Raw genomic sequence first — 26472 nt, 5'->3', positions numbered from 1 at the left:
GAGAGGTATTTATACTAATTATTTATCAGTCAACTATTCACATGTGGGGCAGCAGACAAATGGAACCTTAGTGAGAGGAGATGTTCTCAAAATTCTAAAATGTCCTAATCCTCTACTCAATGGACGCATTTCTTCGGGTGTGTTGGTAGGTGGGATTTTATCTTTGTCAACTTTCTCTAAAATTTTCTCCAATATTGGACTGTCCCGTACCTGTTGGAATTGTTCGAAGTGATCAAAAATATTGGTAATGTTACCAAAAACCTCGACTACCAAAACGCTGAGCGGACTATCTTCCGGTAAACCGAACATTTTCAATCTACTTGCAATTTCCTCAGAAGAAAATTTAGCTGTTCCTACTGGATGAAGCTCCTTTAGATTAGCCACCAAATGACCTTGAAGAATTAATGCTTCATTTTGAACATAAGAAGAGCTAACATTCGTAGGAACCTTATTTGGAGCAGAAGCTATTTTCACCAAATCTTTAAATTGCTCAGACTCTTCTTTGTCATCTACAATTTTTATCCCGATTTGCATTTCCTGTTCTCCCAATAATATATTCCTAAAATCTAGTCCGTCGGCTTGGTACACTTGAGCATATAACACCGCCCAAAGACTTGTTCTAGGTGGTTTTGAAGTGACATTTTTGCCATTCATTACTGCCTTTGCAAACGGCGCAGTGACATACATTTGCTGCTTTCCTCTATTCAATGTACACAGTAAATTAGGAGCAGGATGCTGAATACCTGTTACTCTAAGTGCTCTCCCAAACCTACCTTGAGCTGTGGACCAAAGATTATTTGTTTCACCATCAAAATGTGCATGCCCAACTCTAAATTCATAGGTAAAAAATCCAAAAAGCTCAGGGCTCTCTGGATGCATACCAGGTGGTATCGGCAGTATAAAATGCCGGTCACTATCCAACGATTTAGTCATTTGCTGCATGGCTCCTATTGCCGCCATATCATCGCCCTGACCAGGAGTAATTATTCTTGTCAGTTCAGGATCAAGATTCAATGGACTTTCTTCAGGCGCTAATAACTGCTCAGCAGAATTATTAGAAATCAACTGATCAGGTGCATTTGCCAGCATCCTACAGAAGTATAAGTCATCGGGATTCTCTACCGGCTCCTCAAACTCAATCCACAAATGTCTCCTTCGCACCTCAGTGGAACTATAATCATCAGATCTATCATAGGGAGAAAATGCCAGACCTACACTTTTCATTTTAGGCATTTGCGATGGTGCAAGCACTGTTGGCAAGGCTAATTCTTCAATTTTCTTTTCAGGGACACTGACGTGCTTAGGTTTGAACTTTGGTAAAATCGTATAATTAACCCAGATTTCATCCGGAAATCGAAGTTCACCCCCATCTCTTTTAAGGTCGTTTTTGGGTTCTATTGCATCTATAAAAACCAGTCGGGTATATCCTCTATTTATTTCCCCAAATCGATCTTCTTGGAGTGCTTCAAAAGAAACGGTATGCTTAAGTTCTATTTCTCCAGCATTTTTCAGGTTTCTCCATTCGCTTTCCAGGTCCTTTCTGAATTTGTATCTCTTACTGATTTGGAAGGCATCATTTTCCAAGCAATCCCAAGTCCAGTCTCTTTGCATTTTATAGCTTATCCCGCCAATCCAGTGCCCTTGCAATTCTGCTTTAGAGGCGAAGGTCACGCTACTCCCATCCGGAGCTAAAGAATGCTGAATTCGAGAGCTACAACCAAATGCTATTCTTTCCCCTTTCGGAGCCAGTATGGTCATACCTTTGGCTTTACAGCCTAGGGCATCAGCTAACCTGTTTACAATATCTGCTTCTCCAGTTTCTGTTACTCTTTTCAATAGATGTGAAAAAAGATTCTTCTTAATCGTTGGCACACGCTCTGGGCAAAGAAAAATCCCCTGCAATTCAGGCACATTTCCGTAAGGAAATAGTAATTGACTTTCCTGTAGGGGCTCCTTATAAAAAGCCAGTTGTGTCACTTTACCATACCTACTATCATTCTCAACGTCAGAATCAATAGATCCAAAATACTCATCTGGATCTTCCTCACTGCTGGCTAGACCTCGGAGTGTCACTCTAATATTTCTACCTGTAGGAAGTATTAATTGGGTCATTTCATCCAAATCTGAATTTTTCAAGTTATCTACGAAAAATGGATTGGCTTCTTCTCCGAGATTCAAAACAGGAACATCGATAAATTCAACAGGAATATCCAGTCTTGCATCAAAATCTGAGGGGAACAATCGTTTGGTTTGATACAAAGTGATGTAGCCGTCAGAACCATTCTGGCTTAAGGCATTATCCATTCTTAGTGATTTGACCTCTACCCTAATAGATACTTCAGTCACATCTGGATCTGCTAAAGCCGGTTTCAAAACTTTGTTCTGAGCAGCCACATTCTTCAGTTCTTCGATGGGATCCCGACCTGCCTTCTGATATTTTTGAGTAAAAACTACCGCTGGATATTCCAACAGTGGTCGATGAAGGGAAATCGTAGGATTGGAAGAAAAGGATGTTTCTGCGGGATCTGTGGAGTTAAAATATTCGCCAGTCTGTTGAAGAAGCTGCTTAGGCATGTCAATCCTAAGCATCCCCGGAATCACATAACGCTTGAAGGCTACATTTGTCACAGGATTAGGCGCACTGTTTAGAGGTATCTTATCCACCCTTGGCCCACCTCCACTAATATCAGTTAGGCGTATTCTAAAATCATAGCTTTGGCCATATCGCAGCACAGTATCAATTGGAGCAGGGATCAAAGTGGAATTAGGGTCAACTTTTTTCTCTTGGCTCCCTTTCAGAATAGCGCCATTTTCCTGATCATTTTTATAAATCAAAAGCGCATCAAGATCTTCAGTCACCATGCTTTTGCCAACCCAATGTGCATAATACATAGGCAACCAAAAATTGCTGGCATTCTTTCCTGTAAGCTTGGTAGGATAAACTTGGTAAGGAAGTTCGGTAGTAGATGTAGCCAATTCCTTCCCCAAATTACTTTCTGGATTGATCTCAACTTCATTTAGACTTTCCCATACACTACCTTCTTCTGCTTCTTTCACGTCAATATGATAACCCATCACACCCAAAGGAGCATCTAGTCTTAACCCGGAACCTGCAGCTTGAACATCCGTATTTTCTGTCAGCTGTCTGATGTACCACACTAATATCTGTTCATCATCCCAGCCTAATCTAATTCCTGCCTCAGTTTGAGGATGAAAACCATCTCTTTTTTCCTTTATGAGATTTCCACTTTTGGGCTGATTAGCATGGACTATTTTCGCAAAACCATCATCATATAACCTGGCCTCCTGAAAAACTTCATCCCAAGGCCCAAATGGAATTACCGGCGTTGGGTCAGTAGTTTTCTTATGTACTACAGGGAAAGTCACTGCCGCAAAAACTGGACGTTCGGTACCAGGTACCAAAGTTGGAATTCTGGCAGCGTACCGTTTAATTAATGGCCCTTCTGAGTCTTCTAATAATTGATTTTGAACTGAAGAATATGGCTCATTTACTATATCTGCATATAGAAAGCCTCCGTCTTCAAACCACGATGCTTCTATCGGGATAGTTACCTTATATACCATTCCACAAGCTTCTGCTAATAAAGGTTGCTTGAGAATTTGGGCGAAAATCTTTCCCCAACTTATCTTATCTACAGGAGCAACTGGCTGGAGAGGTAGTTTATCTCTTACGGCACATTCATAGCTATCATCAGTGATTGCATTCGGATGTCGAGGCTGAGTAAAATTAAAACTCTTTCTATAAGTTTCAGGTAGATACTTTTTAACACTCTTGGAAACGTCAACTACTGGTGGAAGTTTGTCGTTAGCGTTTCCAATTGTGAGTTTAAAACTCTTGGATACTTTATCCAGTAAATCCGCCTTTTTTGTCGCTTCTGTGACGGTGACTGGCACTAACACCGGCTTTCGATCTGGATTTAAAGGATTTGAAATTGGAAAGTCATCAGTCCCTCTGACAATTCCCAGACTGAATTGAGGGTGAAAATTAGCAAACCCAGGCACAGCATTGGGGCTTGCTGGAGCAGTATTCCAATTAACAAATGGATCCGTATTGGTTGGTACTACTAAAATATTTACAGACAAATTCTCCCCATCATAGTGCTGAGGAAGTGCCATTACCGAAAGAAGTTTTTTAAGTTCCATTTTCAAAAAGGTCTAGTTAAAAATAAGTATCAAGCGATTTGTCTGCTTTCCTGCCAAGTCTCTTCAAAATCAATATTGATGATAAAGCATATGCTGATCTCAAGTCCAAAAGTGACTGAAGCAGTGCATTCTGTTCGCTTTTCAGGAATGAGTCTTGTGACAGTACCACTGGCTTCGATATAAATGGTCACTGAGACCAAACCGCCAACTAAGCTTGCTTTACCTCTGAATAGCATAAAGGCAGTGACACTGATCAGATCAGCACTAGCGTACATTTCGCATCCAACCATGTAGGTGACAGACACATTCCCTACCACTGGTAACCCAACAGCTATTGTTGCTCCAAAACCAAGCTTCATTGTCAAACTTGGACCAATCTTAGTATCGCAAGCTACTTTTAGTTGGACTTCGCCGATAGCAAAAATCGTTGCTCCCCCTACGGTTACACACATCACTTCAAGCCCACCACGGAATTCGATGAATGCGCCAGCTGTTGGTAAAAGTTGTTTAGGGTCTGTAGTTACTTTGAGAGCAGCATTGAAATAAACCCCTAAAGCTAAGCCCGCTTCCAATTTCAGTGGCGTCTGTGCGGAGTTATACAAGTCCTCTTGTGGAGGGAATCGAACCAGAGGAATTTCTTTAGATGCTTCAAATTTATATTCCCAAATCTCACCCGCATTGCTCATCGCTATTTTGAGACCTTTTTGCATGACAGCTCCATAATCTCCCGTGCTCAGGGATGCTAGTAATTGTAAAATATCAATCACGGGCTGAAGCTCGTCGCTGAACTCAATCTCTGGAGTTGGCAATCCTAGAGTCGGAAAATCATCGTCCTTAAAACCCTCATAACCTGACTCTTTACCCTTCTGCGCATCAAAATTTCCTTTAATAGTCATTAATCGCGTAAACTCCCCCAAATCAACGACCATAGCAAGATTATTTAATCTGCTCTTCCATGCTTTGGCAGTATCACCTACTGCTGCTTTAATATCAAAATTCAGCTTGCTATCTACATAGGTATTTGGATTATCTTCCTTCTTACCCGTTTGATAATCGATATAAATCTTCAGTGCTTCCATTTTCACCAAAAACACTTGAGTTGGAGGAAGATCAAAAGCTACCGCCTTCTTTATGATGTCATTTGCTCCAGTAGACAAAAGCTCAAACCCCTGATCTACTATCGATTCTCCTTCTTTTTGGAGCTCTATTTTCAGCATTTCCAAAACTTTCACTCCACCATCTTGTAGACCATTCTCTTTGAAAATACTTGCAGCGGCTCCAACACCAGCTAATGCGCCACTGAATAGAACTGCTGCTTTTCCAAATTCATTAATTGCATTTCCAGAATTTGGGAAAATCCCACTACCTGCCATTAACCGATAAGCATCAGCATAAAGCATTGGAGTTTTACTTAGAAGTTTTTTTGTTCCATTTTCGAAGGAAGGAGTCAACACGAGGGCTTTCTGAGAAGCTGTAGTTTGGAGTATCCCGAAGTTGATTGTGCTGGAGTCAGGATTTCTTAATAACTCTGATGGACTTGCCAATCTCAACAACTTCGTATTGACATCAGCCGGTTTCACCACGATGTCTTTAACCCACTTCCCTGCTCTAATCAATGGAACAGGAATATGAGGAGGCAAAGGTGTAACATCTCCAGAACTCACGTTATGCTGAACCACAGTCCAACTACCAGTTTTTGGAAGGATTAAACTACCTCTTGAAGCGGCCACAAAAATTGGATCTGTATTCAATGGGCTTGTAGAATGTGAAAAATCAAATCGTGAAATCCGCATCTGCTGATCTGATTTATTAACATTCATGACACAGTTAATATCTCCACCGATTATTCCCCCCTGCAAATCTAACAGCTCTTTAAAGCGCTTAGGACTCAGCGGAACACCTGTTGGGGCTAATTGTACATATCCTAAAATCTTTTTGGAAGGAGTTCGGTTTTTAGTATGCCCTTGCACTAAGTTTTCCAGCTCAACATCTGCATCAAACCAAACTGGACGACAGATAATGGGTAATTCTTTATCCGTATTCTCGCCCCATGTTTGTTCTACGCCCAAGATATCTATGTACTTCTCATCCTTTTTTATAAAATCAGTTTGTTCAAAATCAGCTATGCTGGCATCCTCTTCAATATTTCTTATGTTGAACAAACCTCGCAGTGTGCCAGGATGGATTTCATAGGGATCTTCGTGTACCAGGCTGCCATTCCTTACGAAATCATACCCAAAATCAAACTTACCATCTGTCTCAGGTTGCCATCCACTATCCACACGATAGACAAAGCCAGAACTTGTACGAAATAGCGTAATCGTACGTACTACCCGTATTCCCCAAGGATAAACCAGACTTTTTACCTGAATCACCTCATGGCCAGTCCTGCCTAGCATAACATCAAATCGTGCTTGGCTCGTACTTGCAATCGCCGCAGAAGGACTTAACCAATTGCTAAACATACTAGCACCGTAGCCCGAAAAATCTATCGTCGATACCGGAACTCCCTTTGGATCACCATTTTGTGTGGAAAATTCTGTGTTAAAAATAGTTGTTACTGAGTCACCTAGTGTACTGGTATTGGTGTATGTTCCGTAAGCAGAAAGGACGTTATTCAACTGAAAAGTAAAACCATCAAACATCGGTAAGTCTTTTTCCAAAGGAGGCTTTTTGCCAGCATCACCACCTATCGCGCGAATTTGTATTCCTCCTTGTAGGCTATCTGGGAAATTTGGGTTGACGCCTTCCAGCCGTGGCAGCAAATCTTGGTATGGACTTTTTTGAGTGAGTTGAGCTACGGCTTTCAAACCAAATGGCAAAGTAAATTGAGCCAAAAGATCAATCTTCTTTTGCTTATACTGATCTAGTATAAAAGCAGTTAATGGTATAGGAGATAGAGTAACACTTAAATTACTTGTATTGATAAGTCGTGTAGGTCCACCATCATTGAGGTAATAATTATATCCGGCAGGTGGATCCATTGGTTGTGGTGGATCAGAAGGTGCAGTCAAATTCAATACAGGCTCCCAGGCCACCTGAGGTAATAGAAATACCCTTGCCAAATACCCCGGAACTTTGACCTGCATTCCCTCAACGGAAATTAGTTGCCCATCCTGTGCCACAACAGCTGCCTCAGTTTCCGTTTTGTGGGTTGCCAATCCAGTTACTTGTCGTTGAGATACTGCTCTCACATTAGTACCTAGACTTACCCCCACTTGATTTGCATTCGAACTTACATCGAGTAATGTGAAAAAATCCCGAGAGAAACCTGATACTTGCTTATCATACTCTGCTTCAAAGTCGGGGGTATTTCGATTAGTTGCAGTACTTCTTGGTACACCTGAATCGCTATTTATTCTATAAACTACCTTTTCAGACTCAGAATCTCCAGCTGCACTCATGACTACTCCCGCCACAGCATCATTTGAAGGACTAGAAGCTGCACTACTTAGCGCCTGCCCAAAGTGAAAAGAAACAGTTACCTCATCATCTTTCTCGGGAATTGGCTTCTGTATAATTCTACAAACCAACCAATTTTTAATATTATCCAAATTGGTACTTTTCCGATTGAAGGATCTACCTAATGACCCAATATTCGCTAAATAAGGGTCAGGCAATGTTGGTAAGTAGGCCAACATACCAAATACCAAGTAGGTTTGGCTTTCTACAATTCTTGTCCACTCATCATTACATTTGCCAAAAACCATGCAGCCATTTACAGGAGACACAGTGAATAATGCATTTTCTAGTGCTAAAGCAATGGATTTAAAATCTGGCACTTTATCAAATGGTAATTTATTATCCCACAGTATATTATCATCCAATAGTAAAAGTAAATTCGAAGTGTCATTTCCAGCTAAAATCAAAGCAGAATCCTTTGTCTTAATAGCAACTGCATGTCCATTAACTTGCTTTGGTCTATCGATATTAACCGATGTATTGCAGGTAGAAAAAATTAGCTCCGTTCCCTCTGCCAGACAGTTATACAAAAAAGTTGTTTGCGAAGTAAAAGCGATAGCAATAGAGGTTCCATATGGATTGAGTTCATCTTTCCAATGATCAACTTGCATCGATCCCCCTGATCCATTTGCAGACAGAGATGTGATAGCAATCCTTCCTTCTTCTACCAAAAACAGGCTTTCATTTAAGCTGATTTTTTGAACTTCAGCACTCTTCCATTTAAATAAAATACCTGGCTCCCATTCTTCCATCATCCCCCCAATTCCAGACACCTCCAAAGGTGCATTTACATCCAAAGAAGCTGCCGGTATGGCCCAACAGCTCGATTTCACATTGGCTTCTCCAGATAGCTCCACCCAATTCCCTTGTGTCTTTTTGGGAGAAAAAACTTTGCCTTTTGAATCCGGTACAAATGGAATACAGAATCGACTGAGTTGAGTATTATATGTAGCTGCTTTATTCTGATAGCTGAAAGAATTTGAATTACCATACACATTCCATTGCGCATTTCCTGCACCAACTATCTGACCTGTACCTGAGCCGGTAAACTTGAATTGAATAGCATCTGGACATTGAAGTGACATCTCAGCTGCGTCTTTTCCATACCTCTTTGTGCTCTTGCTTCCTTTTAAAATAGGTGAATCAAGCTCTAGATTGACCGTTACTTGAGTATTCGTACCCAAGAGTAGATTATTTCCATTAAGCACAGGTTTAGCTGTAAGTGAAATTGTCCCGGCCTTTATTTTTAGTCCAAAATACCGATCTGCTGGTGCATTCGAAGCAAACATTTTTGCTTTAACCCACACACTACCTGCTACTAATGTATAATTCTCTGTTACTTCAACTGGCTGACTATTAACTGGCTGTACTTTAGGTTTGGTGAATTTTGCTTTGAAAAATATCAAAGGTTCATTGGTTCCTTGTTTGCGTAGAGCTATCAGCTTTTCTACTCTGTAAACATCCACGAAAACCTGCAAGCCATCTACTCTCGTAATTGGTCCAATTGTTTTATTAACCTTTGCTCCAACCGCCCATGCTGGCACACTCTTTTTCACTTGACTAGTCCTAATAGGAACCTCACGAACAAATACTTTATTCTCTGGCTCAGCAGCTACTTTTTGTCTGGTGACTTCTTTGGAAATTTCTTCAATCTTTATTTTATCAGGCTTAGAAAGTCTGTCTTGGAAGAAAAAATCTGCAGATTGAACAGTTAATTTTTCAGATTGAATATCTGCTAGAGACTGATGTTGCAAGGCTTTCGCTAAAATTGGAATTCCTTCAGTAATCGATTTTTTTTCTTCGGAGTCGTTAGCCTGTAATTGACTAAAAACCTCTGTAAGCAAGGATTGAATCAGGTCTTTTTCCATGGTAAAAAGTGTTTAGACTTGTGAAGCCCTCTCATGATAAAACTGTCTCTTCTGCTACCACATAAAAATCAACACCAAACAATTAAAAATTAAAAGAGCGAAATAAATTTAAAAATAAATCCAATTAATCCCTAAAACTATCCAATCTATCTCATTGAAAACCTACCAATTACGATACAAATTTTAGTATTTTTTACCAATTCTATAGATCGAACAAATACTAAGATATAAGGTGCAGCCAATAATCAAAATCAGAACTCTTACAGCGAAGCAGGTATTACCATTTCACTTAAAACTCTATTTTGAGCAGTAGCTCTCGTCACCGAATTTTCTTTATCCAATAGCCCAAGATTCAAAAACATGACAAAAATCTTCTTTATTTTTCTTTAGATTCATTCCAAATAATTCTATTTTTGCAATCGGTTCAAAAGGCCGAGGTAATACTATGTTAATAACAGCTGATTCTATACCTGTCACCCGGGCAGCAATTATTCAGGAAATCTTAGATTCTCCGTTGAAAATAAACTTGATGGAACTCGGGTTTTTGCCTGGAAAAACTATCACCCTGCATCATTCCGCTCCAATGGGAGGACCAATGGCATTCAAGCTTGATGAAACAATACTTGCCCTAAGAAAAACCGAAGCTTCACTCATTGAAGTACAATTGCTCTGAATTTCATGCCTGAGTCTACCATTCCTTCCCAAGTCAAATCACCAAAAATCGCCATCATCGGGAATCCGAACGTTGGTAAATCAACTATTTTCAATCAACTCACAGGACTGAATCAAAAAATTGGTAATTATCCTGGAGTGACTGTGGATAAAAGGACTGGGTCGATGGAGTACCATGGGTCAAATTATGAGATCATTGACCTTCCAGGTACTTACAGTCTTTACCCAAACTCAGAAGACGAAATCATTGCTCACCGTGTACTGAACCAGCTGAGCGAAGATGAAAAGCCAGACTTTGTGTTAATGGTCATTGATTCCTGCCAGTTGTCGAGAGGTCTATTTTTGGCAACTCAGTTAATCGATTTGGGTTTAAATCTAGCCTTGGTTCTGAACATGGCTGATATTGCCACAAGAAAAAATATTGCAATCAAAACCTTTGAGATTTTCAAAGCTCTCGGAGTTCCTATTTTAAGCACCGATGCTAGAGGAGAAAAAGGTCTGGATCAAATTCGTGAGTTAATCCATCAACAAAACTTCAGTAAAAAATCATCTTTTATAACTATTGAAGAGGTAGTTTCTGGAACCCTACTGAATGAGGTAAAAGAGAAATTTGAATTCACTAACTCCTATCAGGCATATCAAATGCTTCGTTTTGGAGAAAAAGACAAATCCATTTCCCTCGAAAGTCGAAGTTGGATCAAGGCAAAACTTGAAGAAAACAAGTTTGATCTTGAAAAAGCACAGTTAGAGGAGACTAAGATTCGGTACAGAATTATCACTTCAATAGTTGAAAAAGCAGTAGTTAAAACTCCAGATGTAAAGAAGGAGTCTGGTATCGATAAAATATTACTTCACCCAGTCTTTGGATATCTCATATTTGGAGGCATTCTGTTAATTATTTTTCAGGCAATTTTTGCCTGGGCTTCTGTACCCATGGATCTAATTGATGGGTTCTTTGCTGAGCTTGCAGGTTCCGTATCCGACTTACTTCCTTCAGGGCCGCTTTCAAGTTTAATCACAGAAGGAATTATTCCTGGCATTGGAGGTGTAGTGATATTTATCCCTCAGATAGCCATGCTTTTTGGTTTTCTTGCAATTCTAGAAGACACCGGGTATATGTCCAGAGTGGTGTTTTTAATGGATCGATGGATGCGCCCATTTGGACTTCATGGTAAAAGTATAGTTCCCTTAGTATCGGGTGTAGCATGTGCCATTCCCGGTGTGATGGCAGCCAGAAACATTGGTAATTGGAAAGAGAAAATAATCACCATTATGGTGACGCCTCTAATGAGTTGCTCTGCTAGACTGCCAGTTTATGTGATTCTAATAGGATTGGTAGTTCCAAATGAGCTTGTTTTAGGTTTTGTGAATCTTCAGGCTCTGGCGTTACTTTCTCTGTATTTATTAGGAGTAATTGGGGTGTTATTTACCGCGTTGCTTCTGAAAAACATACTGAAAACCGAAGAAAAAAGCTTTTTGATGGTCGAGCTTCCTACCTATCGTGCCCCTCGCTGGTTAGATGTCTTGATGACTATGTATAACAAATCAAAAACTTTTGTTTTTGAGGCTGGTAAAGTAATTTTGGCTATTTCTGTGATACTTTGGGTTTTGGCATCTTATGGACCACCAGAGAGAATGGATGCCATCAGAGCTGAAAGTGAAGTTAAGCTCTCCCAAGCTTCACCTGAAGAGATTCCAGCAATAGAAAATGAAACTTCTTCCCTACTTCTTGAAAACTCCTTTATCGGAATTATGGGGAGAGCTATAGAGCCAGTAATTCGACCATTAGGTTACGATTGGAAAATTGGAATTGCATTGATAGCTTCCTTTGCAGCGCGCGAGGTTTTTGTATCCACAATTGCTACTATATATAGTATAGGTGCTGATACCGAGGATGAACTTACCATCAGACAAAAGCTAAACCAGCAAATAAACCCAACCACAGGTGATAAAGTCTACAATAAAGCTACAGCATTTTCGCTGATGGTTTTCTATGCTTTTGCGATGCAGTGTATGAGTACTGTTGCTGTAGTATATCGGGAAACTAAAGGTTGGAAATGGCCGTTGATACAAACAGCATACATGACAGTATTAGCCTATTTTTCGGCCTTACTTGTCTATCAAATTCTATCTTAACATGTGGCAGGAAATAGTAATTGGAGTAATAGTTATAGCAGCTTTGGCATTTTTGGTAAAGAAGTATTTCTTCAAATCAAAAACTGAAGCAGGATGTGATAAGTGCGCCAAGTCCTGATTTTTACCTCAAATAATCTCTTAATGCCAGTTTTTTGATACTTTTAAGCTCATGGGCAAAGTAGCCAAGCAGAGTATTCAAACCACCATTTTTTCTTACCTGGGAGTAGTCATAGGTTATGTCAATGTTCTTTGGCTTTATCCTTATGCCTTAGACGCATCTGAGTTAGGTACATTTCGAACAATCCAAGACATAGGTTTACTCTTTGTTCCCTTTGCCCAGCTGGGCGTTGGGCATGGAATCACACGCTTTTTCCCTCAACTCAAATCAAATCAATCGGCTTTTCTCAGTTATGGCTTAGCCTTATCGATGGCCGGGTTTGCAGTGGTTAGCGCCATATTTCTAGGATTCAGAACCCAAATCATCAACCTTTTTGCGGTTAACTCTCCCGAAGTAATAGACTTTTTCGGAGTCATACTTCTTATTACTCTATTTGCCCTTTTGAGTAGTATACTGGATGCTTACAGTCGATCTTTTGTAAAAGTGGCGGTCCCCACACTCGTTAGAGAGGTGTTTCTACGTCTTTTGACAGGGGTTTTGGTAGGAGCATATTTGCTTAAATGGATCAGCTTCCAACAAGTAATGCAAGGACTAGTGCTAGTCTATGGGTTAGCCTTTTTGGGAGTATTAATCTATTTACTTTGGCTGGGAGTTTTAAAATTTGATTTCCGCTGGAACACCTTTCCGAAAGGTTTTCGAACCTCCTTCCTTCAGTTTAGCCTCATTACTTTCTTGGCTACTGCAGCTTCCACTTTGATAATGAAGATTGATAGCATCATGGTGAGCTCCATGATCAGCCTAGAAGCAAATGCAATTTATACCATTGCTTTTAGCATGGCTTTGGTAATAGAACTACCTAGAAGAGCGATTTCTCAGGTGGTTATGCCTGTGATAGCAGACCATTTTGCCAAAGAAAATCTTGAAGAAATAAATGCCCTGTATAAGCAAATTTCAAACCGTCAACTTTACATCTGCTTACTCCTATTCGTTGGAATATGCGCCAATTTGGATGCGTTGTATTATTTTATTCCAAATCGGGAAATCTACGAAGCAGGTAAGCATGTAGTAGTTCTGATTGGTTTGGGGAAATTATTTGATGTCGTATTCTCCGTAAACAGTGAAATCCTGGTTTTTTCCAAGCATTACCGATTCAATTTGATTGCTACAATTGGAATGAGTGTACTCATTGTAGGGTTGAATTACCTTCTTATTCCAATCTATGGAATAGAAGGAGCTGCCTTGGCATCAGTTGCAGTGATGTTTCTGTTCAATTTTGTGAAATATTTATTCTTAAAAATCAGATTAGGTTTTGATCCTTTCTCCAGAGACACATTAAAAATAATTTTCGTTGGAGTAACAGCTTTTGGTCCTGGGTATTTCAATCCATTTTCTCTTTCTCCTATTCCAAACATCCTAGTCACCAGTTTATTGGTTCTTGGCCTTTATCTGTTTTGGTCAAAATTATTAGGAGTTGGAAATGAAGAGTGGAAATGGGTAAAAAATAAAATAAAAAAGTCCGGATCTTAGAGTGTTGCAAACCTCCTACTTGACAAGATTTGAGCTGCCTGTTAACCGCAAACTTCCACTGTTATCCTGACTCTTTCGAATCGAGGCCCCAATTTTCATCGGGGTGAGGCCTGCTTTTGGGAAGGGCTTCACTCGGTAAATTTGTAATTTGTGAAGTTTGAACATGTCGGCGATCCGGACAGTGCAAATATACGATTTATTACACGGCAGGTTGGCAAATCTGGAGGATGATTCCGAATATGTATTAGAATCATGTTCAAAATCCTTGGGTCTCAACCCAATAGTTCCGAATATTATTTCAGTTTTTCTACCATCTCAAACCACATATAGTTACAATAAGATGAATATCAGGATAATTCAAAATTATATTTTACAGATATCTTAAAGATTTACTCGTAATACTGTTAAATTTGCATTTCTAAAACCATTGGCGCTTTATGTATTTGATTAAAAAAATGGTCGTTTGCCTGGATCAAACCTCTCTGGATCAAACCTTGATTCAGCATGCAGCTTTTATTGCTCAGGTGAATCAAACCAAAAAAATCTACTTCGTAAATGTGATTAAAAACCTCAGTATTCCTAAGGAGGTACTTGAGGAGTTCCCGAATTTGATCGAGAATATGATCAATGAGAGGCAGGAAGCTATGGAATCAATGGTGAAGGAGCATTTCAATCACCCCAAAGGCATATCTCTGAACTACATAGTAAAAGAGGGTTCGCTTTCTAAAAAAATCCTGAAACTGGCTGAGGAAAAATCAGCGGACATGATCCTTATCGGCAGAAAAGTGCATTTACCTGGAACTGGAGTCGCATCCACGAGATTAGCTAGAAGAGCAAGCTGCTCTCTGCTAATAGTACCTGAAGGGTCTAAGACTAAAATGAAGCGCCTTCTCGTTCCAAGTGATTTCTCTGATTATTCAAAAGATGCATTGGAAGAAGCAATTATGATTGCTGAAAAGCATGGCGGACTTGAAATCGTATGCCAGAACGTATTCACAGTACCATCTGGCTATCACTACACAGGAAAGACCTACGATGAATTCACGCAGATTATGCGAATGCATGCTGAAATAAATTACAAGAAATTCATCCGGAAAATAGATACAAAAGGGAATAAAATAACCCCAGTCTATACTCAAGACGTCAACGATGATCCGGTAGAGGAGATCGTAGCAAAAGCAAAGGAAATAGATGCGGATGGGATAATCATTGGTGCCAAAGGACGCACCGCTGCCACTGCCCTATTCATAGGAAGTATGGCTGAAAGATTAATCCAGTACAATGATAGTATACCACTCTTGGTGACAAGACCTAAAGGGAAGAATGCCGGCATTCTAGATTATATCCTAGAAATTTAATTTCAATATCTTTCAGAATATTTCTCTCTGAAAACCAAGACTTAAACCTGATTTTTTACTGGCTCACTAAACCCTTTTCCTTAAATTAGGTCTAAAAGGCTAATGAATAAAAACGGTGACCAGGAAATCCTCCAACTCATACAAGATCCCAAAACAAGGGACGTGGGTTTCAGGCAGTTAATCCAGGCTTACCAAAAGCGAGTATATCATGTGATCAGGAGAATGGTTTTGATTCATGAAGATGCTGATGATATCACCCAAAACACCTTTATCAAGGCTCATCACCACATCGATAAGTTTCAAGGACAATCAAGCCTCTTTACATGGCTTTATAGAATTGCCACCAATGAATCGTTGACCTTCTTAGAAAAGAAGAAAAAAAGGAACTTCTTCTCGATTGATGATCATCAAGAGAAAATGGAATCTTATATTGATCAACCTGGCAATATAGATGGAGACGAAATACAACGCCTACTCCAAAAAGCATTGCTAACCCTGCCTGATAAGCAAAGGCTAGTATTCCATTTGAAGTACCAAGAGGAACTTACCTACGAGGAAATGTCTGAAATCACAGGTACCACTATAGGTGCGCTAAAGGCCAGTTATCACCATGCTGTAAAAAAAATCGAACATTCCTTAACATTAGAATAAACTATTGACCCTCAACCCAGTCTAAACTTATACCATGCAAAAAATTCCAAAAATAAAGGATTTCAAGGCACCCGATAATTACTTCGAAAGTCTCCCAGATAATATAATGGATAGAATCAAACCTAATCGATCTATCAACTGGATGAAATACGCAGCAGCAGCTGCAGTCCTTGTCGTTTGCTTAGGGGTTTGGCAATTCAACACTTTCAATTCTCAGGTAGAAGATTTTTCTATGGATGAAGAAGTTTCTCTATACATAGAAAGTCAATTCTGGACCGCTGAAGATGTACTCAGTATGGTGGATAACCCAGAAGAAATATTAGATCAAATCATTGCGGAAGAAATGATTTATGAAGTAGAGTATATCGATGAAACTGATCAAAATTGGTATTAATCTTAAAAAACTATAGCCTGACAACTTCATTAAGGCATTCCAAAATTCAGCTCGAAGAGGGATTATTAATCACCCAAAAAAATTCCTCCTGATAGCTATCGGGATGACAATTAAAAAATAAGCAGATGAAAAAAATTATAATAATAGCACTTATGTTTTTCCTGGTAATAGGATCTACTAAAGCCCAGCGCCCTGATGATAGATATGATCGTGAAAAACTAGAAGCGGCTAGGGTAGCTTTTATAACCACTAGATTGGATCTGAAACCTGAACAAGCACAAAAATTCTGGCCTATATATAATGTCTTCAATGATGCAAGGGAGAAAAGTCTCAAAGAAATGTCAGAGCTAGGAAGAACCAGAGACTTAGATTTGTCAGAAACAGAAGCTAAGAATAGAATTTCCAAAAAATTTGAAATCCAACGCAAGTTGATTACTGACGAGGAAAAATTCGTGAAAGATCTATCTGGGGTGATCACCTATAATCAAATCATTCGGTTGGATGGCCTTAACAGAGAATTTGCCAGACATATTTGGCAGAGACGAAGAGACGAGGATAAGAAATAAAAAAAGCGGCTTAATGCCGCTTTTTTTATTTGTTTACTTTTTTAGAAGATCTCTAATTTCTTCAAGCAATACCTCAGATTTAGAAAGTGCTGGAGGTGGCGGAGTTGGTGCTGCAGCTTCTTTCTTTTTCATATTATTGATTCCCTTCACAGCTATAAAGATTACCAAGGCGATGATTACGAAATCGACAACATTTTGGATGAAGATACCATAGGTCAGCAAAACTGGTCCCAGCTCTTCTCCAGCGGGGCCTATACTAGTCTCTTTCAGCACGATGGCCAAGTCAGTAAATTCTACTCCACCCAGCAGGACTCCTATTGGAGGCATTACGATGTCCTTGACAAATGAGGCGACGATCTTACCAAAAGCACCGCCTATTATAACAGCAACTGCTAGATCGACTACGTTGCCTTTGACAGCAAACTCTTTAAACTCTTTAAGAAATCCCATACGTTTTTGGTTAATGGTTAAATGATATAGGGAATATTTTAAAAATTATTTTCCAATCCAAGACATAAACTATATCTAAGTCATTTTAATAAATAAAAAGTGCAGTTTGTGCCTCATATTTGAACTAAAAAGCGAACTCTGACCCCATTTTTTTCCTTAACATTGCAAGCTTAACTACTCAATAAAAATGCAGGCACCAAAAGCCAAAAAAATAGCCCAGCTGCTAGAGACACACGGACATCAGCGCATTGATAACTATTATTGGATGCGAGAAAGAGAAAACCCAGAGGTTATAGAATATTTAAATGCTGAGAACGATTACTTAAAATCAAGTCTGAAATCAACCGAAAAATTTCAGGAAGAGCTTTTCCAGGAAATGAAAAGTCGGGTTAAGGAGGATGACGAAAGTGTTCCTTACCTCAAATCCGGGTATTACTGGTATGTGAAATATGAGACTGGAGGAGAATACCCACTGTACTGCCGTAAAAAAGGAGGTTTAGAGGCGCCGGAAGAGATTTTCTTGAACGTTAATTCACTTGCAGAAGGCAAGGCCTACTATCACGTTGGCGGAACGGCAGCCACTCCCAATCTTAAAACCCTAGCTTTTGCCGCTGATGCAGTAGGCAGAAGAATCTATGAAATACATTTCAAAGACCTTGAAACCGGAGACATCCTACCCGATTACATTCCTGCTACTACTGGTAATTTTGTCTGGGCTGCAGATAATCAAACGCTTTTCTACTCCAAGCAAGATCCTGACACACTTCGATCCTTTCAGATCTATTCACATAAACTTGGTTCACCTATTACTGAGGACCGCCTGATTTATGAAGAAAAGGATGAGGAATTTTCATGCGTAGTTCATAAGACTAAATCTGAAAAATACATTCTTATCCATTCTGAAAGCACAATTTCTTCTGAAATGAGGTTTTTGGATTCCTCCAATCCCAGCGGAGAATTCACATTGCTTCAAGCCAGAATTCCATACTTGGAGTATGCCGCAGATCATTATCAGGATCACTTCTGGATCAGAACAAATCATGAAGCACAGAACTTCAAGCTAGTAAAAGCACCCATCAACAGCCCTGGTATAGAAACCTGGGAGGATGTAATTGAGCATCGCGACACAGTATTGTTAGAAGACTTTGATATTTTCTCACATTTTCTGGTAGTCCAAGAAAGATCAAAAGGACTTTGCAAAATCAACATCAAACCATGGGATGGAACTGCTGGTCATTCCCTAGAATTTGAGGATGAAACCTACACCGCCTGGATAAGTACAAACCCAGAGTTTGATACTTCCATTCTGCGATTTGGCTACAATTCTCTTGTAACTCCAGCCAGTACTTTTGATTACCACATGGTGACCAAGGAGAAAACTTTGCTGAAGCAACAAGAAATCATAGGAGGTTATGATAGTACTCAGTACACTTCTGCTCGAATATGGGCAAAAGCAGATGATGGCGTCATGGTGCCAATTTCTTTGGTTTATAGAATCGACAAATTCTCTCCTCAGGGAGAAAACCCACTTTTACTCTACTCCTATGGCTCCTATGGTTTTAGCATGGATGCTTATTTCTCCAGCAGTCGTTTAAGTTTATTGGATAGAGGCTTTGTGTTTGCAATCGCACATATCCGTGGCGGAGAAGACCTCGGCCGAATATGGTATGAAGATGGGAAAATGCTCAAAAAGCGAAACACATTCACGGATTACATCACCTGTGCGGAATACCTAATATCTCAAAAATACACTTCACCATCTCATTTATATGGCATGGGAGGAAGTGCTGGAGGACTATTGATGGGTGCTGTGATGAATATGCGACCTGATTTATTCAATGGACTGATTGCAGCAGTTCCTTTTGTAGATGTAGTGACTACCATGCTGGACGAAAGTATTCCTTTGACAACAGGAGAATTTCAAGAATGGGGTAACCCAAAGAATAAGGATTATTACGAATACATGCTTTCATATTCGCCCTATGATAACGTAGAAGCCAAAGACTATCCCAATTTATTGATCACTTCAGGACTCCATGACAGTCAGGTGCAGTATTGGGAGCCTACAAAGTGGGTGGCAAAATTAAGGGAAATGAAAACCGACTCTAAGTTGCTGTTCCTACATACGAATATGGATGCTGGACATGGTGGAGCTTCAGGAAGATTTAATTCCCTGAAAGAAATGGCGTTAGAATATACCTTCTTACTTTACCTTGAAGGTATGATTCCAGCTTAACATTAAGTCTCGTTTAAATAATATCCGTCAGTCAGGAAGGGAAATATTTTTTCCTAACTTTGGCATAAACCTATTAGATTAATACTCCATGAAAATCGCTCTCATAGCCCATGATGGTAAAAAAGCCGACATGGTTCATTTTTTAAGTGGATTCCGCGAAAGACTGCAGAAGGCAGATGTGGATTTGGTTGCTACAGGCACTACCGGTTCACATATAGAAAAAGCTGGATTTGAAGTTGAAAAACTACTATCTGGACCCTATGGAGGTGATGCTCAAATTGCCGCTTTGGCGGCTCAGAAAGAGCTTGCAATGGTTGTTTTCTTTAGAGATCCACTTGACAAACATCCGCACGAGCCAGATGTGCAAATGCTAATGAGGATATGTGATGTGCACAATATTCCTTTGGCAACCAACCCGGCCTCGGCCGACCTAATGTTTAAGGCCTTTACACAAACCTAAGAAATGGAACCTAAAACCATTAAAAAAATTGGCGTTTTGACTTCTGGAGGAGACTCTCCAGGAATGAATGCTGCAATCCGAGCTGTAGTAAGAGCAGGATTTTACTACGATATAGAAATGTATGGAGTCTACCGAGGCTACGAGGGTATGATTTCTAATGACATCAAAAAGTTAGAATCAAAGCATATTACCCATGTACTCGAAAGAGGCGGTACATTCTTGAAATCTGCCCGCAGCGCTGAATTCCGAACTCCAGAAGGCAGACAGATAGCATATAACAATCTAAAAAGCCACGGCATTGATGCGTTGGTGGTAATTGGAGGAGATGGTTCCTTAACTGGTGCTCATTTATTCTATAAAGAATTTGGCATTCCTGCTATTGGTCTTCCTGGAACGATTGACAATGACCTTTCCGGAACAGATTCTACCATTGGATTTGACACGGCATGTAACACGGCTATCGAGGCCATTGACAAGATCCGTGATACTGCAACTTCCCATGATAGGCTTTTCTTTGTGGAAGTAATGGGAAGAGATGCTGGGTTCATCGCAATCAATGCAGGTATAGGAAGTGCTGCTGCTGCTATTTTGATCCCCGAGAAAAAGATGCCAATAGAGCACCTGGTTGATAAATTGAGGATAAGAACTAAAGCCAAGAAAGCGTCCAACATTGTGATCGTAGCTGAAGGTGGAAAAAGTGGTGGTGCAACAGAAATTGCTGCTCTAGTTTCAAAACATCTTCCTTATTATGACATCAAAGTCACTATTCTAGGGCATTTACAGCGTGGCGGTTCCCCGAGCTCTTATGACCGTCTCCTTGCCTCAAAACTAGGTGTAGCAGCAATAGAAGGCTTATTACAAGGGAAGTATGATGTGATGGCGGGACTGATCAATAACAAGGTCGTTTACACCCCTATCAAAAAAGCAATCGTCGATGACAAATCAGTAGATGAAGATGATTTCCGAGTTGCAAAGATCTTATCTACCTAATTATTCTTAAATATTCTGAAATTCAAAAGTCCAAGGATTATCCCTTGGACTTTTTGTTTTAGCTTAATCTTAATTTTAATCTACTGTTTAAATACACTTCAATGAAGCGACATTTTCTAATTGCTCTTATTCTTTTATCCTCCAATAAGATCCTAGCTCAAACTCCCTTAACCTATTTTAATTCTGAGGGGGAAAAGCACCTTGCTGGAGAATTTGATCTCAATATTTTAAGGACAGACACCATATTTCAAGGCTGGTATGCGGAGAGTGAAAAATTATTTCAACTTTCGGGAAAAAATACTGATTGGAAAAAGAGTCTGGAGAATACCGAAGTGGAGATTTTTATCGGAACATGGTGCGGAGATAGCAAACGCTGGGTTCCACAGTTCGTGAAACTTTGGAACGAGCTTGGGTTAGATGAAGACCAACTCAAATTTACTGCCTTATATGACGGAGAAGAGCAGTACAAGCAAGGTCCGAGCGGAGAAGAAAAGGGAATGCTAATCCATCGAGTACCGACTTTTATATTCAAGGAAAATGATCAGGAATATTCCCGGATTGTGGAATTTCCCGTGAATGATTTGGAAACTGATTTAGCCCAAATCGCGCTTGGTTATGCCTCAGAGCCTAATTACCGTGCTGCGACTTACCTTCTGGAATTATTTGATTCGGATCCTTTGGATTCTATCTACAGAAATGTCCAAACTCATTTCAACGAAGTGTATCAACGGGTAGGCAAAGAGAAGGAGCTGAATACCCTTGGTTATTTATTCGAGACTTCGGGTCGACTACCTCAAGCATTACTTACCTATGAAATCAATTCGGTGATCTTCCCTTATTCTCCACGCGTATTAAATAGTTATGCAGAAGCATTGACAAAAAATGGTCAAAAAGATCGCGCAATTGAAGTTTTCAAAAAAGTAGTTGCTTTAGAACCTACGCTTGAAAGTGCTATAGCAAAATTAAAAGAATTGGAAGGAGAGGTAAACGTAAATGAAAACTAGCAAGAAAGTCTGATCAATAGAAAAGGATTTCTTACCAGTTGTGTTGTTCACTTCATCAATACGACACTGGAGTTTTTACCCAGTTCAATTTGACCTCCTACTGACTCCACAGCTCCCAGAGAAAAGATTTCTTGATCAAAACCTTCAGGAGCATTAATTGAGATTTTCTTTTTCCCAAGGTTATGCAACACAACTACTTCTTGATCAGCGAGGGTTCTAGAATAAGCCATTACTGATTTTGGGTAAGAAGTTGAAGGCAGTTCCAATGAGCCAATTGCCAATGCAGGATTGGTATTTCTAAGGTAAATCAACTCTTTGTAATGATTAAAGTAGCTAGTTGGCTCATCTTTTTGCAAAGACAAAGGAGTAACCGTTGTATCTAGTGAATACTTTGGTTCTATCCATGTAGTACGTCCAGTATCTTTCTCTTTTACATCCCAGAGGAAAGGTTCTCTGATTTGCTCATCAGGCTTTAATCCCAACATACCAATTTCCTCACCATAATACAGATAAGGAGCTCCAGGCATGGTCATCAGAATTGCTATTGCTTGCTTGTATTTTTCAGGATCAGAACCTAGTTCATTGAGTAACCTCGGCTGATCGTGATTAGAAGATATCGTCGCATCAATAAAATCTGAGGTAATACTTTGGTAAAAATCAAGGACATCTTTCTGCTTCTTTACTAACAACATTCCATCCATTTTATTCAATGATTCTATCAATGTGTAATGAAAATCAAAATTGAATAATGCTGGAAGTCCTGGGAGAAATGGAGCTACAACTTCTTTTTTATCATACACCTCTCCCACCAAATAAACATCAGGTTTGATTTTGCTCATTTCAGCTCTAAAATCTATCCAAAACTCGTGGTTATCACTTGCTCTTTCATCAGGGTAAATATGCTTTGCAGCGTCCAATCTGAAGCCATCAACTCCGACCTCTTCCAGCCAAAATCTTCCTATGTCAAAAATCTCCTCTCTAACCTTCTGATTGTCAAAATTCAAATCAGGCATTCCTCCATAAAAAAAACCATAATAGAAATCTTCTCCAAAACCCGGATCATGCCATTGTCTGATGTTATCGGAATCCAGCGTGATGACCTTTTTCTCTATAAAATCTGCGATAGTGTCTTTTTGAGCCCATACATAATAATCTCTATAAGGATTATCCCTTCCTTTTTTAGATTCCTGAAACCAAAGATGATCACTGCTGCTATGATTGATAATCAGGTCGATTATAATCTTAATATCACGCTTATGCGCTTCATCCAACAGCCTCTTAAAGTCATCCATTGTCCCATAGTCAGTGTGGATAGCTTTGTAGTCTGTCACATCATATTTATGATAGCTAGGGGAAGGCATAATCGGCATAAACCAGATCGCATTAGCTCCTAACTCAGAGATATAGTCCAGCTTCTCCGTCACTCCATTTAAATCCCCAATTCCATCTCCGTCAGAATCATTGAATGACTGAACAAAAATCTCATAGGTTACACCAGCTTTCGGCCAATAATTTTCGACAGAAGGTGTGGGCTTTTGATTACAGGCAGACATTAAAGCTAATCCCATAAGAATTGAGGCTATTTCGGGTTTTTTCATATGGATTGGAGAAAAAAAAAGTCACTTCATAAAAGTGACTTTTTCGTTTGTTGTTTGTATTAATTTCTATTTACTGCATTCAGCATATCGAAAGCCAGCTCAAGTCTTTTCACGAAGTTCTCTTCGCCTTTACGCAACCAGTTTCTAGGATCGTAAAACTTCTTGTTTGGACTATCAGCTCCATCAGGATTTCCTAGTTGAGTTTGAAGATATGCCTCATTCTTTTTGTAATTATTCAAAATCCCTTCCCAGAACGCCCACTGCATATCTGTATCGATATTCATTTTGATAGAACCATAACTATTTGCTTCTCTGATTTCTTCAACTGTAGATCCAGAGCCACCGTGGAATACAAAGTTCAACGGCTTTCCAGTCAAACCATGCTTTTCTTTGATAAAGTCTTGAGAATTTTTCAAGATGATTGGCTTCAAGCTAACGTTTCCCGGTTTGTAAACACCGTGTACGTTACCGAAAGCTGCTGCGATTGTAAATAGATCTCCGATTTCTTTCAAGTGCTCATACGCATAGGCTACTTCTTCAGGCTGAGTATAAAGCTTAGAAGAATCAATGTCAGTATTGTCCACGCCATCTTCCTCACCACCGGTTACACCCAATTCGATTTCGATTGCCATTTCCAGCTTTTCGAATTCTTTGAAGTATTTGCATGAGATCTCTACGTTTTCCTCCAAAGGCTCTTCAGAAAGATCCAACATATGGGAGCTATACAGAGGTCTCTTGTGTGTTGCGTAATAAGCTTTACCAGCGTCCAAAAGTCCATCTATCCAAGGCAACAACTTCTTTGCAGCATGATCAGTATGCAAAATCACGGGAACACCATAAGCTTCAGCCATCAAATGCACGTGATGCGCACCTGAGATACCACCAGCGATACTAGCTTGTTGCTTATCATTTGCCAACGACTTACCAGCAAAAAATTGAGCTCCCCCATTTGAAAATTGAATGATCACCGGCGAGTTTAATTTCTTTGCAGTTTCAAGAACAGCATTTACCGAGTTGGTATTAATTACGTTCACTGCAGGCATAGCAAACTCATTCTCCTTAGCATAAGCATAAAGGTCTCTAAGCTCTTCACCGTATTTTACTCCAGGTTTAAATTTCATATCGTATTAGGTTTGTGTATTTCAAGTTAAAGCGCCCGAAAAAAGGCCCTATTTCTAACGTAGAGTTCAAAGATATAAATCCCTTACTTATAATTCCCCTCTTCTAATTCTAAAATATCATTCTTAAAAGCATTACTTTCTGCGCAATCGATTTCAAAACAGTAGATTTCAAAAAAAGAAGTGACTAGAAAAGTTTTAATCATCAGTATGTAGGATTCTAAACCGGAAAATGAAAAAATCAATTTCTACTCTGATTAAAGTAATCTTTCAAATGCCCTAAAAGCTGGATTAAAAGGGTATTTTTCAGCTCCTAGGAATTTCTATTCCCCGTTGATTAGTACATTTGTCACGAGTAAAATCTTCTCTTATGAAAACCCTTAGAATCACCGGAGTTCCTGAGCATTTTAATTTCCCTTGGAAAAAAGTCGTAGCAAATCAGCCTTTTGAGAAGGAAGGAATTAGACTACAGTGGACAGACGAATCAAGAGGTTCTGGACAGATGAACAAAGATCTGAGAGAGGATAAATGTGATATTGCACTAGTCCTTACAGAAAGCTTCCTTAAAGATTTCGAGGCAGGCAACCCATCTAAAATGATAGGATTACATGTCAAATCGCCTTTAACTTGGGGCATTCACATCTCAGCTGGTTCTACCGTAGATTCCTTGGAAGAGATCACAGAGCCAAATTTTCTCATCAGCCGAATAGGTTCAGGGTCTCAATTAATGAGCTATGTGCTTGCAAAACGTGAGGGCTGGGATGCTGATATGCTGCAATTCAAAATTGTCAATAACCTAACCGGGGCACTGGCAGAAATGACTCCGGAGAAGCCTGAAATGTTTCTTTGGGAGAAGTACACGACCAAACCTTGGGTCGAATCGAAACAAATGAAGCGGATAGGTGAAGTTCCAAGTCCATGGCCTTGCTTTGCAATCATAGCAACAAACAAGGCGATAGCAAAATTTGGAGATTTAATATTTAAACTCAGAGACTTAGTCTATTCAGAATCCAAAAGCCTTCAAACGAATTCCTCTACTATAGCAGACATAGCCATAAACTATGCGCTAGATGTCAATGATGTAAAAGAATGGTTTGCTCAAACATCTTGGGCTACTGAACCTGAGCTATCGAGAAGTCAGCTGAATCAAGCGATGAAAATGATGAAAGAATTAGGGATTATTTCTGAAGTAGTCCAGCTTGAAGATTTCTTGACAAGAGAAAAGCTTTTAATTATGGCATAATACTGAAAAATAGTTGGTAAAAACCTTATAACATCAATGATTATCAGGTAAATACAAGAGGTTTACTGAAACTGGTTTCAGTAAACTTTTTTTGTACTATGAAAACTCAAAAAAAACAGATGTTGGGCTTGCGGGAATTTGGAGGTTATTCGCTGGGGGAAGCAGGCAGGAAAACAGCGATTTAAATGTAAAAACTGTGGTCTTTTCTTCACCCGTAACTCTAAAGAACAGACACTTCGGAACCGTTTTGTATGGTTTAAAAAATGGGTTCTTGAGCGGCAGACTTTTAAGATTCTATGTCGTGAAAGTGGTCTTTCAAAAGATACTCTTCAACGTATTTTTTACGAATATCTTTCCCGCTCACCTTCAGTTAAAATCATTAAGCGCACGTCGGTAAATCTAAGGATGGATGCGACATATTTTAAGCGTTTCTGTCTGGTCTGCTATCAAGATAATG

The 26472-nt window shown here is 39.6% G+C and carries 18 protein-coding genes; 13 read left to right on the top strand and 5 right to left on the bottom strand.

Annotated elements, in window-relative coordinates:
• Positions 1 to 33: 33 nt before the first annotated feature.
• Positions 34 to 4164, bottom strand: a complete 4131-nt coding sequence (locus tag LV83_RS18535; protein WP_111613063.1) for a hypothetical protein — start codon at positions 4162 to 4164, stop codon at positions 34 to 36.
• Positions 4165 to 4193: 29 nt separating this feature from the next.
• Complete coding sequence (locus tag LV83_RS18530) at positions 4194 to 9494, bottom strand: hypothetical protein (RefSeq protein ID WP_111613062.1); 5301 nt, start codon at positions 9492 to 9494, stop codon at positions 4194 to 4196.
• Between the two features lie 445 nt (positions 9495 to 9939).
• Between LV83_RS18530 and LV83_RS18525 the strand changes: the two genes are divergently transcribed.
• From LV83_RS18525 to LV83_RS18490, 7 genes are all read left to right on the top strand, one after another.
• Complete coding sequence (locus tag LV83_RS18525; protein WP_111613061.1) at positions 9940 to 10167, top strand: FeoA family protein; 228 nt, start codon at positions 9940 to 9942, stop codon at positions 10165 to 10167.
• 5 nt (positions 10168 to 10172) lie between these two features.
• Complete coding sequence (feoB, locus tag LV83_RS18520; RefSeq protein ID WP_111613060.1) at positions 10173 to 12302, top strand: ferrous iron transport protein B; 2130 nt, start codon at positions 10173 to 10175, stop codon at positions 12300 to 12302.
• Between the two features lie 169 nt (positions 12303 to 12471).
• Positions 12472 to 13947: a lipopolysaccharide biosynthesis protein gene (locus tag LV83_RS18510; protein ID WP_111613058.1), complete on the top strand. Its 1476-nt coding sequence runs from the start codon at positions 12472 to 12474 to the stop codon at positions 13945 to 13947.
• 437 nt (positions 13948 to 14384) lie between these two features.
• Positions 14385 to 15305: a universal stress protein gene (locus LV83_RS18505; protein ID WP_111613057.1), complete on the top strand. Its 921-nt coding sequence runs from the start codon at positions 14385 to 14387 to the stop codon at positions 15303 to 15305.
• Between the two features lie 102 nt (positions 15306 to 15407).
• Complete coding sequence (locus tag LV83_RS18500) at positions 15408 to 15956, top strand: RNA polymerase sigma factor (RefSeq protein WP_111613056.1); 549 nt, start codon at positions 15408 to 15410, stop codon at positions 15954 to 15956.
• Positions 15957 to 15990: 34 nt separating this feature from the next.
• On the top strand, positions 15991 to 16350 hold the full coding sequence (locus tag LV83_RS18495) for a hypothetical protein (RefSeq protein WP_111613055.1): 360 nt from the start codon (positions 15991 to 15993) through the stop codon (positions 16348 to 16350).
• Positions 16351 to 16475: 125 nt separating this feature from the next.
• Entirely contained in the window at positions 16476 to 16916 is a 441-nt protein-coding gene (locus tag LV83_RS18490; protein ID WP_146613758.1) for a hypothetical protein, read from the top strand.
• Positions 16917 to 16949: 33 nt separating this feature from the next.
• Here the strand turns inward: LV83_RS18490 and mscL are convergent, their stop codons facing one another.
• Positions 16950 to 17366, bottom strand: a complete 417-nt coding sequence (gene mscL / locus LV83_RS18485) for a large-conductance mechanosensitive channel protein MscL (protein WP_111613053.1) — start codon at positions 17364 to 17366, stop codon at positions 16950 to 16952.
• 187 nt (positions 17367 to 17553) lie between these two features.
• On the opposite strand from mscL, the gene LV83_RS18480 reads away from it, so the two are divergent.
• From LV83_RS18480 to LV83_RS18465, 4 genes are all read left to right on the top strand, one after another.
• Positions 17554 to 19602, top strand: a complete 2049-nt coding sequence (locus tag LV83_RS18480) for a S9 family peptidase (protein WP_111613052.1) — start codon at positions 17554 to 17556, stop codon at positions 19600 to 19602.
• Between the two features lie 88 nt (positions 19603 to 19690).
• Entirely contained in the window at positions 19691 to 20062 is a 372-nt protein-coding gene (locus tag LV83_RS18475; RefSeq protein WP_111613051.1) for a methylglyoxal synthase, read from the top strand.
• A gap of 3 nt (positions 20063 to 20065) precedes the next feature.
• Positions 20066 to 21052 carry a 6-phosphofructokinase gene (pfkA, locus tag LV83_RS18470; RefSeq protein ID WP_111613050.1) on the top strand — a complete coding sequence of 329 codons (987 nt, stop codon included), beginning with the start codon at positions 20066 to 20068 and terminating at the stop codon, positions 21050 to 21052.
• A gap of 101 nt (positions 21053 to 21153) precedes the next feature.
• Positions 21154 to 22056: a tetratricopeptide repeat protein gene (locus LV83_RS18465; protein WP_111613049.1), complete on the top strand. Its 903-nt coding sequence runs from the start codon at positions 21154 to 21156 to the stop codon at positions 22054 to 22056.
• 47 nt (positions 22057 to 22103) lie between these two features.
• Here the strand turns inward: LV83_RS18465 and LV83_RS18460 are convergent, their stop codons facing one another.
• Both LV83_RS18460 and fbaA read right to left on the bottom strand, forming a co-directional pair.
• Positions 22104 to 23654, bottom strand: a complete 1551-nt coding sequence (locus tag LV83_RS18460) for an alpha-amylase family glycosyl hydrolase (protein WP_111613048.1) — start codon at positions 23652 to 23654, stop codon at positions 22104 to 22106.
• A 59-nt stretch (positions 23655 to 23713) separates the two neighbouring features.
• Complete coding sequence (gene fbaA / locus LV83_RS18455) at positions 23714 to 24775, bottom strand: class II fructose-bisphosphate aldolase (protein WP_111613047.1); 1062 nt, start codon at positions 24773 to 24775, stop codon at positions 23714 to 23716.
• 367 nt (positions 24776 to 25142) lie between these two features.
• Here fbaA and LV83_RS18450 point away from each other — a divergent pair, with 367 nt between their 5' ends.
• Together LV83_RS18450 and LV83_RS21840 are read left to right on the top strand one after the other, a co-directional pair.
• Positions 25143 to 26015, top strand: coding sequence for a type 2 periplasmic-binding domain-containing protein (locus LV83_RS18450; protein WP_111613046.1), 873 nt, complete (start codon positions 25143 to 25145; stop codon positions 26013 to 26015).
• A 138-nt stretch (positions 26016 to 26153) separates the two neighbouring features.
• Positions 26154 to 26472 (top strand): IS1/IS1595 family N-terminal zinc-binding domain-containing protein (locus tag LV83_RS21840; protein WP_449353834.1); only part of this gene is annotated, 319 nt, incomplete at its 3' end.

The sequence above is a fragment of the Algoriphagus yeomjeoni genome, from assembly GCF_003259505.1.
Taxonomy (GTDB): domain Bacteria; phylum Bacteroidota; class Bacteroidia; order Cytophagales; family Cyclobacteriaceae; genus Algoriphagus; species Algoriphagus yeomjeoni.
The sequence above is the reverse complement of the archived record's forward strand: the minus strand, read 5'-3'. Positions and strand labels throughout refer to the sequence as shown.